Annotated in this window: 9 protein-coding genes; 6 read left to right on the plus strand and 3 right to left on the minus strand. The window is 60.7% G+C overall.

Annotated features, from left to right (window positions below):
- Window positions 1-39: 39 nt before the first annotated feature.
- On the minus strand, window positions 40-1,134 hold the full coding sequence (locus tag B3Z70_RS04075) for a type VI secretion protein (protein WP_292020478.1): 1,095 nt from the start codon (window positions 1,132-1,134) through the stop codon (window positions 40-42).
- Window positions 1,135-1,306: 172 nt separating this feature from the next.
- Here B3Z70_RS04075 and traA point away from each other — a divergent pair, with 172 nt between their 5' ends.
- The gene (gene traA, locus B3Z70_RS04080) at window positions 1,307-4,255 is read left to right on the plus strand and encodes a Ti-type conjugative transfer relaxase TraA (RefSeq protein WP_292020476.1); all 2,949 of its coding nucleotides are present in this window, start codon (window positions 1,307-1,309) and stop codon (window positions 4,253-4,255) included.
- 17 nt (window positions 4,256-4,272) lie between these two features.
- Window positions 4,273-4,737, plus strand: coding sequence for a hypothetical protein (locus B3Z70_RS04085; protein WP_292020474.1), 465 nt, complete (start codon window positions 4,273-4,275; stop codon window positions 4,735-4,737).
- On the opposite strand, the gene B3Z70_RS04090 is transcribed toward B3Z70_RS04085, so the two are convergent.
- A complete protein-coding gene (locus B3Z70_RS04090; RefSeq protein WP_292044729.1) occupies window positions 4,734-8,030 on the minus strand; it encodes a metallophosphoesterase in 3,297 nt (1,098 codons plus the stop codon). The two genes, B3Z70_RS04085 and B3Z70_RS04090, sit on opposite strands and share 4 nt — an antisense overlap.
- A 1,491-nt stretch (window positions 8,031-9,521) precedes the next feature.
- Between B3Z70_RS04090 and B3Z70_RS04095 the strand changes: the two genes are divergently transcribed.
- Both B3Z70_RS04095 and B3Z70_RS04100 read left to right on the plus strand, forming a co-directional pair.
- The gene (locus tag B3Z70_RS04095; protein ID WP_292044731.1) at window positions 9,522-10,910 is read left to right on the plus strand and encodes an AAA family ATPase; all 1,389 of its coding nucleotides are present in this window, start codon (window positions 9,522-9,524) and stop codon (window positions 10,908-10,910) included.
- Window positions 10,900-11,523 (plus strand): RloB family protein, encoded by a 624-nt coding sequence (locus B3Z70_RS04100; protein ID WP_292044732.1) that lies wholly within the window; start codon window positions 10,900-10,902, stop codon window positions 11,521-11,523. Before B3Z70_RS04095 ends, B3Z70_RS04100 begins: the two co-directional genes overlap by 11 nt.
- Before the next feature lie 222 nt (window positions 11,524-11,745).
- Here the strand turns inward: B3Z70_RS04100 and B3Z70_RS04105 are convergent, their stop codons facing one another.
- Window positions 11,746-13,197, minus strand: coding sequence for a hypothetical protein (locus B3Z70_RS04105; protein WP_292044733.1), 1,452 nt, complete (start codon window positions 13,195-13,197; stop codon window positions 11,746-11,748).
- 364 nt (window positions 13,198-13,561) lie between these two features.
- Between B3Z70_RS04105 and B3Z70_RS04110 the strand changes: the two genes are divergently transcribed.
- A complete protein-coding gene (locus tag B3Z70_RS04110; RefSeq protein ID WP_292044734.1) occupies window positions 13,562-14,293 on the plus strand; it encodes a cysteine peptidase family C39 domain-containing protein in 732 nt (243 codons plus the stop codon).
- A partial coding sequence (locus B3Z70_RS04115) for an ABC transporter transmembrane domain-containing protein (RefSeq protein ID WP_292044737.1) occupies window positions 14,184-15,191 on the plus strand: 1,008 nt, incomplete at its 3' end. The genes B3Z70_RS04110 and B3Z70_RS04115, both read left to right, overlap by 110 nt.

Here is a 15,191-nt window from a genome sequence, read left to right on the forward strand (position 1 = left end):
AGCGCTGGCTTTTCTTTAGGAGTCGGCGATCAATGGAGATCAAAGACGGGGGCCCGCATGTGCAACGAGTATCAGCTCATCCTGCCGGTCGACGAGGTCATCGAGACCTTCGACCGGACCGGCGACCGTCTCATCTTCCCCGGGGGCATGCCTAATTTCGGCCCCATGGCCTCGATCCGTATCGGCGACCGGGCGCCCATCATCACCCGGGGCCCCGACGGTCCGCAGTTGATTGTGTCGCCGTGGGCCTGGAAGTCGCCGCAGGGAAGACCCGTGTTCAACGTCCGATCCGACGGTCGATCCTTCGACGGCGTCACCCGCTGCCTGATCCCCGCCGATGGCTTCTTCGAGTTCACCGACGCCGAGCCGGGTCAGAAGCGTAAGACCAAGTGGCGGTTCATCATGTTCGGTCGAACGCGCGCCTTCCAAACGCCTCTGGTTCAGGGTGCGGATGACGTCCTTCGAAAGCTGGAGACGACGAAGCTTCGCCTCAAGGTCGATGGAGAGCTGAAACCGTCTGCCCGCCCGTATGGCCAACCCGAGACGTTCAAGGTGGCGCAGCCGCCCCCGGGTCAGCGCGGTCCAGGCGTCGGCGCCCCCGATCCCGTCATCGACACACACGTTCGTGTCGGCGGCCGCCAGAAGGCGGCGGTCCAAGGCGGTGAACCGGTCGGCCTCGGTCTCACGCCAGACCCGCCGTTCGGCATCCTGGCGGCTGAGGTCTCCGAGCCGCTCCTGGGCGACTTCCTGGGCGCGGGCGCGAAAGCCGTAGCCGATGTAGTCGCGCGGGATCACGAGGTCCCGGCCATCGCTTCGTCGCCCCCGAACCAGCACATGGGCGTGCGGCTGGTCGGTGTCGAAATGGCAGACGGCGATCCAGTTCAGACCCGGCTCACCGAGGTCGTCGGCGACCCGCGACATGACCTCCCTGGTGAAGCCCTGGAGGTCCAAAATCCGATCGCCGTGCTCGGGTGAAATGATGAAGCGGAAATGGTGTCTGTCCTTCGTCCAACCCTCCGTGGCGCCGGTCGCATCGACCCCCTCACGCACCGGTCCGAAGAAGGCGGCCCGCTCGCCGTCCTCGCCGGCGCCCAACGCCTTCAACTCAGCATCGTAGTCGCGGGGTTTGCGCACGGCAGTCTCCATCGGTGAGGTGATGCACGCAGTGTAATCCTGACCCGACCGGAAGGCTTCAGGGCAGCCGGGACGGTCTGAGACAACCCGGTCCATCCCGAGATTTAATCTTGGGAGGGCGCGCTTATACGTCGTGCCGACGTGCTCTCAGGGGCGTATCTGGTCTGTCGCCATGGCGATCTACCACCTCACCGTCAAAGTCATCAGCCGCGCCGCCGGCTCCAGCGTCCTGGCATCCGCCGCCTATCGCTCGGCTTCGCGCCTGCATGACGAGCGGCTGGATCGCGCTCATGACTTCACCCGCAAGACCGGCGTCGTCCATTCCGAGATCCTGCTGCCGGACGGCGCGCCGGAGCATCTCGGCGACCGTGAGCGCCTGTGGAATGCCGTCGAGGCGGGAGAGAAGCGCAAGGACGCCCAGCTCTCGCGCGAGGTCGAGTTCGCCATCCCGCGAGAGATGATCCAGGCCGACGGCGTCGTGCTGGCGCGGGACTTCGTCCAGCGGGAGATGGTTGATCGCGGCATGATCGCCGACCTCAATGTGCATTGGGATATCGGCGCGGACGGACAAGCCAAACCCCACGCCCATGTCATGCTCACCCTGCGCGAAGCCGGGGACGGCAGGGCAGGGGCGCCCGACTTCGGCGCCAAGGTGCGCGAGTGGAACGCCACGGCCTTGGTCGAGCATTGGCGCGAAGCCTGGGCTGATCACGTCAACGCCCGGCTTGCCGCCCAGGACATCGACGCCAGCATCGATCACCGCACGCTTGAGGCCCAGGGCCTGGACCTGAAGCCCCAGAACAAGATCGGCCCGGCCGCCGCCCGTCGGTTGAGCGAAGGATTGGAGGTCGAACGCCTCACGGATCACGCGCAGATCGCCCGTCGCAATGGCGACAGGATCATCGCTGAGCCGAGCATCGCGCTCGACGCGATGACCCACCAGCAGGCGACCTTCACCCGTCGCGACGTGGCGATGTTCGTGCACCGCCACTCGGATGGGAAAGAGCAGTTCGACCAGGCCATGAGCGCGGTGATGGAAGCGCCGGATCTGGTCGCGCTCGGTCACGACGGCCGCAGCGTCGAGCGGTTCACCTCACGCGACATGATCGCCACCGAGCTGCGGCTTGAGCGGGCTACGGCCCGGCTGGCGACGCAGGCCGGGCGCCCCGTGGATGCGCACCATCGGACGGCCGCCTTACTGCGGTCGCAGGCTGCAGGCCTGACCTTGGCAGGCGAGCAGAGGGCGGCGTTCGATCACGTCACGGACAGCCGGGATCTCGGGGTGGTGGTCGGCTATGCGGGCACAGGCAAGTCCGCGCTGTTGGGCGTCGCCCGCGAGGCTTGGGAGAGCGCGGGCTATACGGTCCGGGGCGCGGCGTTGTCGGGCATTGCGGCGGAAAACCTAGAGAGCGGATCAGGCATCGCCTCGCGCACCCTCGCCAGCCTTGAGCTGGCCTGGAGCCAGGGGCGTGAGCCGTTGCGTGCCCGCGATGTGCTGGTGATCGATGAAGCCGGTCTGGTCGGCACGCGGCAGATGGAACGGGTGGTGTCCGCCGCGCAGGAGGCGGGCGCCAAGGTGGTGCTGGTCGGCGATCCCGAACAGCTCCAGTCCATCGAAGCCGGCGCCGCATTCCGGGCGACGGTCGAACGCCATCCCTATGTCGAGATCACTGAAGTTCGACGTCAGCGCGAAGATTGGCAGCGTGACGCCACGCGGCATCTGGCGATCGGTCGGACGGCCGACGCGCTCCAGGCCTATGCCGACCAGGCCATGGTCCACGCGTGCGAGACGCGGGCGGTCGCCCAGGCCGAATTGATCGACTGTTGGGACAAGGATCGCCTCGAACATCCGGGTCAGACCCGGATCATTGTCACCCATACCAACGAGGCGCGCCATGCCCTGAACGCCGCCGCACGACAGCGACTACGCGACGCCGATCAACTGGGTAAGGACACGACCGTCCGGACCGCAGCAGGCGAGCGCGTGTTCGCGCCGGGCGACCGAGTCATGCTGCTGAAGAACGACCGCGGCCTGGGCGTGAAGAACGGCATGCTCGGCTCAGTCGGCGCCGTCACGCCGACGCGAATGACGGTGGATCTGGATGCTGGCCGGTCGGTGGTGTTCGACCTAAAGGATTATGCGCACGTCGATCACGGCTACGCCGCCACCCTGCACAAGAGCCAGGGCGTCACCGTCGATCGCACGCATGTGCTGGCGACGCCGGGACTGGACCGACATGCGACCTATGTGGCGCTGTCGCGCCATCGCGACCGCGTCGATCTGCATTATGGCAAGGACGACTTCGAAGACGGTCCGAGCCTCGCGCGTCGTCTATCGCGCGAGCGAACCAAGGACATGGCGCTCGATCACCGCGATCCGTCTGACCCTGACGCCGCGCGCCGCTTCGCCGAGCGGCGAGGGATCACCTTCCCGGAGCGGGTGAAGGCGGTGGTGCCGAAGGTGCGCGACATCTTCGCCGGCTTCAAACCGCTCGACCGGTCATCACCTGAAGTGTCGCAACCGGCATCGCCGACCAAGCCGGCCAAGACGCCGTCGCCCGCCACTGACGACATCGGCGATCTGCGCCGTTGCGCAGTACAGGGTCATGCGCGGGCGGTGGGCGAGATCTTCAAGGCGGAGGGGAGGGGATATCCCGCTCTGCCTCATCAGGTGACGGCTTTGCAGAAGGCTCGGACGGCCTTGGACCGCTTCGATCGCAATGCCTCATCCGTCCTAGAGCGGTCATATCGCGCCGATCACGGTCTGGCTGAAGAGGCGGCTGGCGGGCGCACGCAGCGTGCCATCCGCATCCTTCAACTGGAGGCGGAACTGCAAGCCGATCCGGTCAAACGCGCCGATCGCTTCGGCAACGACTGGACGCGTCTGAAGGCGCGCCGCGCCGAGGCTTACGGCGCCGGTGACATGAAGATGATGTCCGACGCGAGGGATCGCATGGCGGCGATGGCCAAGGCGCTGGAGCGCGATCCGCAGATGGAGTCGGTATTGCGCGGTCGGCAGTCGGCGCTCGGCATCGACATGGAGGTGGGGCGCTCTCTGCGTCAGGCGCTGGTGAGAGGTATTGGCGCTTACCGAGGGCGCGGCCGAGGCATGGGCATCTGAGCAGAGGAACTGGTTTGATGGATACGGACGAAAGCGATGTGGGAGGCGAGGGGACCGCCGCTGAGGCATTCGAGGCTTTGCGGCGAGAGGTGGCGCTGATGCGGCTCGGCGTGGAAGCTTTAGCTGGAGAGCGGCGTGCGCAGCCGGACTACACCGAGACCCTCGGACAGCTCGCAGCCGACATGGCGACCAGTTCGGCGGCGATGGGCCGCCTCGCTGAGCGAGGGGCGTTGAGCCTCACGCCCGAGGACGTGGCGCGGGAAATCAGGATTGCTCAAGGGCATGCGCGCAGGAAAGCCACTGAGATGATGCAGGAGGCCGTGAGGCATCTGTCCGGCGCCGCGCGGGAGATTGGACGGTGGGTTGAACAGGCACGCACTGCGGATCTACAAAACCGGCGGCTGCTGCAAGTCGGAGGCGCGGCGCTGTTGTTTGGATGTGCTCTTGGACTGGCAACGGGGATTGTAGTGTCAGGAACCTAGTCTTCAGCGTGTTCTTGCGGGAGGGGCTGCGGCTTGATGACAGCACTAACACGCACAAGGTAGTATGCCGTTTCCTTGTTGAGCAGCCTGGGGTCGCGGCCCAAAAGTGACTGCACATGCTCCGCGAGCCGGCGAAGATAGCGCGCCTCTTTTTCCACCTCGCCTCGCAGCCGCCAGATGAGCGAACTATGCCGGAACAAACGAAGCAAATTTACCTGATCCATCTCGCGAACAAACAGATCCCAAAGGGCTGCGTGGCAGGAATCAAATAGAGATGGCAGACGTTCATTGTACAAAAAATGATAGGCGTCGGTCAGGAGAATTTGGTCTCTCTCATTGACAGGCTCTCCTGCCTCAATAAGCAGCCGGACCTTACGCACGATAGCCCGTACCCGGTTGTAGAAATCCTCCTCATCCTTTCCGCGGATGACGTCGTCGAGCGCTTCGAACGCTTCTTGCCTATTGGTCGTACGCCGCTGGGCACGACTGATGGCGAGATTGTTGGCCGCGATAGTAGCCGAGGATTTACGGCATAATCGCTCCAGTGCTCTGAACTGTTCATCAGTTGAGGCTGCATCCTCCTCGAGAAGGATAGCCTTGGCCTGGAGAGCTGAACCTGACTTGCGCTCTGATTTTAAGATTCTCTTCGCAATTTCTACGGCACCAGCTGAGTCACCCAGCATCTGAAGCGCCAGAGCCTGGGAGAGCTGAAGCGTCCTCTTCATGCCTTGTGGCAGTAGTGCGCTGTCCACTTCAGCAAAAGCTTCCCCGGCTTCCTTGTTCTTTCCGGTCATCCGAAGAGCCCGAGCCATTTCATAGGTAAGAAAGGATCGAACTTTTTCATTGTCTTCAGGCACTCGATCAAGCAAATCGCGCGTGAGGTGCAGCACGGTACGGAAGTGGTCGCCTTTAAAGAGGGCCGCTACGTAACCCTTAGCCACGTCAAGCGAGGTCTCCAGTTCCCGCGCGCTGTCTCCATCGAGGGCTTCGTTAAGAAGACGTAGAAGAATGGAGTTGGCGTTCGCGGTCTCGTAAGTTGAGACCGATGGTTTCGAGAACTTTTCGGTTACTGACCTCTTCAATCCGCTACCGGTAGACCAGCCCTCGCCGAAGTAAAGGTTGGCCGCGGCCTTGGTGAGTTGCACGTGTTCGCGGCGTGTTAAAATGGATCGCACATAATCGCGTACTGGGCGCGGCACGATCAGAAGCTTGTCCCCCTCGCCTTGAGAGCCAACCTGTGCGCCAACCGGCGTCGCGGTCGCTACAAGAGATTTGTCCAGTAACTCTCGGGCTTGCTCGGGGAAGATGCCTTGTGCGTTATAAAAGCGGCGTAACCTGACGATGGTTTCTCCGTAAGGAAAGGCCAGTAAAGCTTTTAAAAGCGCGAACGATCTTTGTCGGTTCGGGTCTTTGGAGCTTGAGAGATCGTCAATGGCTTGCCGCAAAGCGGACGGTGCGTTCTCGATCGCTGCATCAACTCGCACGAGGTCGCGATTCGTAGAGGGCAACTGCCCAATCGGCAGTATCTCGAGGTCACGCAGGGTCGCGTCGAGCCGGGCAGGTACGCCATCAGTATGTCGAAAGATGCCGCTGATGTCGTCGGCGTCGGCGTACTGGTCGCCGCCCTTTTCATGATCCAAAACATATGAGCGAACATCTGCTTCGTCGAGTGCGGCGAGGGAAATACGGCCGTATTGGGGATGATCAGGCGTGCGACGGGAACGTAGGATTACGCGTAGATCCGAACAGAAATTGAGGATCGCTGCCACAACCTGTTCAATATCCGCTTCCGGCGATAGCCGGCCGGATGGCTGCTCACTCAATGAGGTAGGACAGTTGTCGAGAATTAGATAAGCGCAGCCTTCACCGGCAAGGTCAGAACACAGTTGCTCGAATGTTACGCCCAGGACCGACTTGACTCCGTCAAGGAAATCCTCCCGCGTCGTGTATTCAGCAAGATCAATCTTGTAGATAGGGGCTGGTGGATCAGCTGGGTCAAGTATAGATTTGATGAAGCCGTCCGAGCCTGCGCCCCAATCGGAGGATAGCCAAATCGCACGATGTTCGATTAATGCCGCAACAGCTCGGCGCTGTTCGACGCGCCGAACGTTCCGGTGCGCGAGATGTCCAGGGATATGATAGCGGAGCGAGTGAAGGGCTCGGGCGGAGGCGGTGGCCGGATCTCCCGCGAGTCCTATGGTCACTGCTCCGACGGCCCGGTTAGCAGGAACGACGAGGCTCGGCGATACTACTGTTCCTTGGTGAAGGAAGGACTCGTTTTCGTCGAGGTCCATCTCAGCGTCAGCCACCATTCTCCAGCCGCCGCTCTTCATCTTCATATTAATGCGTGGCCAAACCCTCAGGCCTCCATCAAGGTCTAGGGCCGCGACGGAGTAACCATTTATGCGTTCAATATTTTCGTCGTAATGCTCGAGGCCAAATAGCGACGCTGCTTGAATTGATCGTTTCGGTTGGCTTCCTCCCGACACTACCGAAGTTACATCTGGTTCGTGCATATGCCCGTAGAGATGCGCATCGAACCCACCGGCCGGATTGATCTCAGACCACCAGAATTCGAGCGCTCTGGGGTGCAGCCAGTCCGAGGGGTGATGGGTAATGAGGATGCTTCGATCATGCTGCTTTCGCCAAGCGTTGGGGTCGGTGCCCGTGACCTGAAGTAGCTGCTGTACTTCGACTGAGAGTTTGCCGCGGAAGTCACCGCCGTCGAGCTGAAGCCATGCCGAATTGAGGCCAACGATGCCCAGTTTTCCAGAGGGCGTGGAAAGTGTTGCGGAGAAATCTCCAGGGAAAACGCCCGGTGTTTCTTTAATTAACGGCAATCCGGCAGCCGTCGCTTTTATCTTCCACTCCGTGAACCCGGAAAATGCGTCCGTCAGCAGCGTCCGATACTCGCAAGTGGGATCCGAAAGCGTCGCTTTGCGTGCCTCTTTCTGATTCCACCAGTCTTTGAGAACGAGCGCTTGGGATTTTGCGGTGCCCGGCCGTGTGAGGTCGTGGTTGCCCGGCACAGCCAGCAACTGAGGTGAGAAACCCAGCTCCGCCTGTACGGCCCAAATTTCCTGTAAAGCTTCGGTGACTTGGTCGTATTCCGATGTTCCGCCTTTCTGGGTTAGATCTCCGCTGAAGATGACGACGTCCCAAGCGCCCGCCCGACGATGGACGCGTTTCAAATCCTCGAGAAACTTGCCTTTCAAGCCAGGCCAGAGCCAGCTATGGCCCTCCATGCCAGCGTGCAAGTCGCTGAGGTGTAGCCATCGGAATGACTTTGTCATGAGTAGTTCCGTTCAGGGATATTCCAGTCAGCGAAACTGAAATTGACAGCAGATGATGCTGACTAGCGCAACCGGAGGAAAACCTTGCCCTAAAACGAAGGTTGAGGCCAGCGTACGGGTACCCGGGCACGGCTTCGAGATTGTGGACATTTTAATACGCCCACACATTGAGGCTTGGTGGCTCATAAGTGGTTCGCGAAGCCAACGCTGACTATCTTCCGGCTGTTTGGCTAGTCTCCGTATTGAGCCCTTAGTCGCCACCTAACCGCGAACGTTCTCACCCGATATGAATCTGGACAAGAGGGTTCAGATAGACCGCGTGGGAGCAAGGGATGCATCGCTGCTGCTCCACATCATGCGGCCTCAGCATCCGAACTCATGACTTCAGTCAGTTTGCCGCTATTCAAAGTAAAACGGCGTCACGCGGCTTGAATCAATCGAGGCCGGTGGACGACGATGATCCTCGTGATCGGCATTGAGGACACAAGTTTGGCGATGGAATCTTCCGCCGCTTCGTCCAAGTTCGCGGTACCCTCGTCCAGAACGAGCACCTTAGGTTCGGATAGAGTGCTCTAGCAATGAAGAGACGCTGCTTATGTCCGCTGGGCAAGGGCGAGCCCATGTCTCCAACGCGGGTGAGGAATTGCATCGGCATTAACTGAATATCGGCGAGTATGCCGGCCTCCTGAACCGTCTCGAGATGTGGAACCTGAACGTGGGCCAGTCACGCCTTCGGTGGGCCTACGGGCATTGCCTCGCGCCGGAAGCAGCCACCCAGCGCAATGAGTCCGCCGGAACGGAAGAGACGGCGGCGCCCTATCAGGTCAATCGTCACCGCACGCCGGCGCCTCTGCGCGATACCCTGCTTTTGACTGACGGGATCCTGCACCGGGGCGGCCATTGGATGTTTCCTCAAGCCTGAGCCGAATTGAAGCGCTCGGCGTCTACAGGGTAAACCGCTCACGGTGGATGCGAGACACTGTCGAGCGGGTTAGGCCGCCCTCGCTAAAGCGGTCCTTTTCCTTGAGGTGCGGCTTCACAAATGCGACGCGAGTGCTCCCGCGATCTGACAGAATCGAGGCGCCTCGGCGTCATCACGCTTCTAGGGACTGAGGGCAGCCATGAAGGCTTCTGCTACCAGTCGGGTCGGGATCCTTCTCGGTCGTCGTCAGTCATACAGGCAGAGTTTCCCAACCGCCGCTTGGAGTCAAAAAGCGCTGTGCTGTGTCGGTTGCCCACCTCCCGCTGACCTCAGGAGGCTAACCTATCTCGCTCATTCTAGACGTATTTTCACACGGCCTCGACCCCAAGCCGACATGCCTCGCGCTTGGTTCGCGGGTTCCTTTTGAGTGGGCGCGGGCGGTCGTCGATGGCTCAAGTTGAATAAGAGTTTGTGAGAAAAATTCTCCAAGAACCTCGCAAAATTCCGGGAGGTGGCCTACCCTGGCGCCATCGCTGTGATTTTTGCGGCAATGGTCGGCGGAGTTTGGGATGCTGTTACGATTTACTGTCGAGAATTTCCTCGCTTTCCGAGATGAGGCCGAACTCAACTTGCTAGCCTCGCGCGATGATCGTCACGCTTCCCATGTAACGATCACGAGCGGGCTGAAGCAGCACCGCGTAGTGAAGGCGGCCGCAATTTATGGCGCCAATGGTCACGGCAAGACCAAGTTGATTGAAGCCATGTCTTTCGTTCGCGATCTACTTCGGCACGGTACGACTGGCGAGGACCCCATAGCGGTCATGCCGTTCCGCCCGGAGCCGGAGGCTTCGGCGCGTCCAGCCAAGTTCACCTTCGACATTAATGTCGATGGCGTAGACTACGAATATGGCATCGTGGTCGCTTCCGATCGAGTTTGCGAAGAGTGGCTGTTTACGACCCGCAAGGGTAAGAGCATCCCCATGTTTGAGCGCGCCACAACGAAAGCAACTTCTGGCGAATACATCACGGAGGTTCAGGTCGGCCAAGGGTTCAGAAAGTCGGCCGAAGAGGGAAGAAAGAAGGGCTTCGTAGACTTTGTGGCCTTCGGTACGCGCCCCACACAACCCTTCCTAACTGAATCGATAGAGCGCAACATCAAGGAATTTGCGCCCATCCATAATTGGTTCTCGCACCAGCTCGTCATACTGAGCGCCGATGCCACATACGCGTCATTGCCAATCCGCGCTAAGGATGATCAGAAGTTTATTCAGTTCGTATCCGATTTCATGCGGCGGGCGGATATTGGCATTGATCACTTTGAGGCCGAGGAAAAGCCGTTTGAGCTTTCAAAGCTAGATATTCCTGAGGAGTTTCACCGCGAGATCCAGCAGCAATGCGAAAAAGGCGGGATCGTCTTGCTGGGAAATAGCGATCAATCATCCATTGCGGTGAAGCTCGATGATCATGGTAGGTTTGTCAGGGTCGGGCTTACCTCGGTCCATAAGGCGGCAAACGGACGGTTGACGAACTTCGCCTTCGATGAAGAGTCCGCTGGCACCCAAAGGTTGATGCACCTTTTGCCGCTTCTACTTGATATTCGGACCCAAGATAAAACGTACATTGTGGATGAGCTCGACCGTAAGCTTCACCCCCTTCTGGCCTACCGCTTCTTGGACGCCGCGCTCTCTGAAGACACGATTGGGCAACTCGTTTTCACGACACACAATATCCAACTTCTCGATCGGGAATTGCTTCGTCGCGATGAAATTTGGTTCGTCGAGAAGGATCGCGACGGTGCCAGTCATCTGATATCCCTCGCCAACATCAAGGTCCGTCCAGACCTGAGGATTTCCAAGGGCTACTGGGCTGGCCGGTTCGGCGGCGTGCCCGTGGATGGGCGCTTCGCCGAAGCAGCCATCCCAGACACTTACGCCGAGGCTGACAATCATGCTCACTAGCCGCAAACAGCGGCCCCTTGAGCGCGACGAAACCACGCTGCGAGACGCTACCCTGATCGTAATCGCAACCGAGGGGGCCAAAACCGAAGTGGGCTACTTCTCGCGCTTCGGCGGTAGCCGTCTCAAGGTCCGAGTTATTCCAGCCGTCGACAATCGCAGCAGTCCAAAAGACATCCTTCAAAACATCCTAAACTTCCAGACCGAGTATGATCTCGATCAAGACGATCAGCTTTGGGTAGTTATTGATCGGGACCGATGGAAGCTGGATCAGTTGAAGCACGTCGCGCGGGAATGCCACGCGAAGAGTATCGACCTCGCCGTTAGCAACCCCTGCTTCGAGCTTTGGCTGGCTTTGCATTTAGACCAAGAGCTTCCCGAGATGGACCCTGGAGTTGAAGCTCACCATAATGCGAAGTTGCTCGAAACGTTTTTGCGCGACACACTCGGTAGTTACAACAAGGCAAACCCCGACATCGACAAGTTCGCGGATGGGCTGGACCGAGCAATCGTGGCAGCAAAGGCGCTTGATATTGCCCCTGCTGATCGTTGGCCCAATACGATCGCGACTAGGGTGTATCGTCTCATGGAAAAGATTCAACAGCTCAGCCGCTAGGCGACCTTTTCTGTCCGCTGGTAATGCTCGGCCATAACACGGACAGGTTCCGAAGGTCTTCTATTTGGAGATGCGCGAACTTCGGCTTCACTCCTAGCTGAAGGTCAGGGTGTCAGCTCTCGAGAGGCTTCCGGGAGCGCACTCTCACATGCGGCGGCGTAGATCCGATCTCAAATCGATGTAATCAGTCGATGTCGGCTTCGGTGTGCTCGGCCTAGGGCATCACTGGATGTAAGCCCCCGTCACAGCGAATTCGACGTCCGGTGCATCGGGATAAAGCGCGAAGATCACCTGCGTGGCATTGGGTGAGCGCGTGAACTCTCCTTCAAACCATCGTGGCGTATCGATCGTCGCCGCGTCGATGAGCTGATGGCCGACCAGCGCCCCCGTGCTGCTTCGCTGGATGATTTCCACCCTGAGATTGGCCGGCGTCGCGTCTGCAGGCGTCTTCTTCCAAGCGGTAATCCCGAACCGATAGGGGGCCGCGCGCGCCGGCGGGGCGGCGATCTGCTGATAGTAGGCGCCGGCGGGTGTCGCGCTTGATTTGATGGTCCGTACGCAGTTGCCCGCTTCCCAAGGCGCACCCGTCGCCGTGCCCACCTGAACCGTCGTCGGCGTGTTGATGACCTGCCAGTTCGAGTCATTGCAAGGCGCTGCCTGGTGGGTGTTTCGGAGATAGTTCGCGCCTGTATACAAGGGGTCGACGCCCCACCGACGCACATTAGGGTTTGTGGCGGCGGCGCCATCCGGATCCCATGGTTGCCCGTTCAGCGGCGCGATGACGGTCGTCCAGTTCCGACAGTCGTGCATGTAGTAGGTTGCGTTGTGGAATGTGTCTTGATGGGACACGCCAGGGCACCGAGCATTCATGGCTTCCTGCGTCGAAGCACTGGGGACATCCCTCTTCCACGCCTCCCACCGGGTCACGCCGTATTCCTTTGTGAAGAAGTTAATCTCCAGATCGGAAAACGCCGACCCAGCCCGCGCGAAATGGTAGCCCGCAACGGTGTCCAGGGTTCGGTTTTTGGTCGGGTCAGTGGTCGAGACGATGAAGTTGTAGTTCGGGTAAAGGGTCCACTCGAGGGTCGAGTTGTTGGTGGGCACAGACGTCGGGCAATTCGGCGCTGTCGTCAGTCCATGGGTATTGTTGCCATAGCTGAAGGCCGTCGAATTGTTGGGGAACATGCGCCAGCCATTGGTCTGGCAGCCTGCAGCCCACCAAGGAGACCAGTAGCGACTGGGATCAGATGTCCCCCGAAAGAATGCCCAATCGCTGGCCGCGCCGAGGATGTTGTACCCGCCATGCGGTTGGTACTGAAACGGCTGATCGGGGAAGAGCGGATCCTTGTTCAGGTGCTCGGTGAAGAAGTAGGTCTGAACGCCCTTGGTCGCGCCATCTGCGCTGGCGACGGGAAAGGAGTCGCTGATCTGGTAACCGCCCGTGTCGATCTTGTGGTAAGGCAGCGCCTCACCCAGTCGCAACTTGCGGCGGTTGCTAGTGCATAAGGCCGGGTCGCCGAAGATCGCGACGTCGTTCGTATCGACGCAGACCATTTGGATGAGATAGTCCTCTGGCAGCGCGGTTTGAGCGGCGCTTGGCGACGGGATGGACATCGCCAACAGCAGTGCGGAAGCCGCCGCATAAGCCATGGGTAGGGTAGGCCGGATAGTCATTTGCATCTCTTTCAGGACCGCGGGATTGCGGCGCTGATTGAGAGTAAGCGAGCGCCTTCCTCAGGCCGGAAGAAGGCCGAAGCGACGGTCTAACGTGTTGAACGGACATCGAAAGAGTTGGCGAAGTATGTCAGGTGCGGCCGTGTGACCCATCATAATCAACCGACGATATCTGAAGGCTTCTGCGGTCTGGAAGGACGGCTTCGAGCCTCAGGTGGCGATGCCGTCGGAAGTCACGACCTCGACCTTGGCTGCAGCGACCGACGAGGACGGCGCGTTTCGTCGTTACGGATCGCAATTAATTCGCTTTCGTTTGATCCGACGCCACCATACATCTCTTGCGCGAGTTAAGCGGGGGCTTTGAGTGGCGTTGGGGGAGTTGGAGGCTCAGCCTCCCGTCGAGCAGGATACGGGTCTGGCTTGCCTGACCCTGTTGCTTGGTTTTCATCAGATTCCGGCGGATCAGAGCCAGCTTCGGCATGATCTCGGTCACGCGGCGCCGGCCGATGACGCCGACCTGGTCCGTCTGGCCAAGCGGGTCGGCGCCAAGGCCAAGACCGCGACCCTGGACATCGCCGCGCTTGAGAATTCACCCCTGCCGGCGATCGTACGAGATCGGCGGGGTCTGTACTTCCTCGTCGGCGCTTTTCGGGACGACCAGGTTTTGATCCAGCGCCCGGCCGAGGCGCCCACCGCCCTGACGTTGGAAGCGTTCCAGCAGCTGTGGTCCGGCAAGGCGGTCTTCATCACGACCCGCGTCGCCGGCGAGGCGTCGGCCAAGTTCGACGTGACCTGGTTCATACCGGCTCTAGTCAAATACCGCTGGATGCTGGGCGACGTGCTCGCGGCCTCGCTCGCGCTGCAGCTGTTCGCCCTGGCCACGCCGATGATCTTCCAGGTCGTCATCGACAAGGTGCCACCAGGGGCTGACCACGCTGGATGTCCTGGCCATTGGCCTGATCACCGTCGTGGTGTTCGAGAGCTTCCTGGGCGGGTTGAGGGCCTATGTCTTCTCCCACACAACCAGTCGGGTCGATGTCGAGCTGGGCGCCAAGCTTTATCGTCACCTGCTCAACCTGCCGCTGGCCTATTTTGAATCTCGGCGGGTCGGCGACACCATCGCCCGAGTGCGCGAGCTCGAGACGATCCGGGAGTTCCTGACCTCCTCGTCGGTCACCCTGTTCGTGGATCTGTTGTTCACCGTCATCTTTCTGGTGGTGATGTGGTTCTACTCGCCCTTCCTGCTGGCGATCGTGGTCGGGACCATCGTCCTCTACGCCATCATCTGTTTCGTCATCACGCCTCCGCTGCGTCGTCGGATCGAGGAGCGGTTCCAGCGCGGCGCCGAGAGCCAGGCCTTCCTGGTCGAGAGCGTCACCGGCGTTCAGACGTTGAAGGCGGCCGCCGTCGAGCCGCAAATGCAGAGCCGGTGGGAAAAGCTGCTGGCGGCCTACGTCAAGGCCGGCTTCAAGGCCGCCCAGCTAAACATCTGGGGCGGCCAAGCCATCCAGCTGGTCAACAAGGTCTCGACCGCCCTGATCCTTTACGTCGGCGCGCGGCTGGTCATTGGCGGCAATCTGTCCGTCGGCGAACTGGTGGCTTTCAACATGCTGGCCGGTCGCGTGGCCGAACCGGTGCTGCGCCTCGCCGGACTGTGGCAACAGTTTCAGGAGGCCCGCGTCGGCGTGGACCGCCTGGGCGATGTGCTAAACGCACCGACGGAATCCCAGTTCTCGGCCTCGCGCGCGGCGCTGCCGCCGGTAAAAGGGGCTGTGGCCTTCGACGACGTCACCTTCCGCTATCGCCCCGGCGGTCGCGAGGTGCTGCGCAGGGTGTCGCTCGACGTCAAACCGGGCGAGATCATCGGCATCGTCGGCCCGTCGGGCTCGGGCAAGTCGACCCTGACTAAGCTGGTGCAGCGTCTTTATGTGCCCGAGAGCGGCCGGGTCATGGTGGACGGCACGGACCTGTCGCTGGTCGATCCGGCCTGGCTG

Source organism: Brevundimonas sp. UBA6550 (assembly GCF_002434505.1).
Lineage (GTDB): Bacteria > Pseudomonadota > Alphaproteobacteria > Caulobacterales > Caulobacteraceae > Brevundimonas.

What these genes read in the sequence shown, in the direction of transcription:
- traA (WP_292020476.1), top strand. Translation starts at nt 1,307, where the DNA reads ATGGCGATCTACCACCTCACCGTCAAAGTCATCAGCCGCGCCGCCGGC.
- B3Z70_RS04085 (WP_292020474.1), top strand. Translation starts at nt 4,273, where the DNA reads ATGGATACGGACGAAAGCGATGTGGGAGGCGAGGGGACCGCCGCTGAG.
- B3Z70_RS04090 (WP_292044729.1), bottom strand. Translation starts at nt 8,030, where the DNA reads ATGACAAAGTCATTCCGATGGCTACACCTCAGCGACTTGCACGCTGGC.
- B3Z70_RS04095 (WP_292044731.1), top strand. Translation starts at nt 9,522, where the DNA reads ATGCTGTTACGATTTACTGTCGAGAATTTCCTCGCTTTCCGAGATGAG.
- B3Z70_RS04100 (WP_292044732.1), top strand. Translation starts at nt 10,900, where the DNA reads ATGCTCACTAGCCGCAAACAGCGGCCCCTTGAGCGCGACGAAACCACG.
- B3Z70_RS04105 (WP_292044733.1), bottom strand. Translation starts at nt 13,197, where the DNA reads ATGACTATCCGGCCTACCCTACCCATGGCTTATGCGGCGGCTTCCGCA.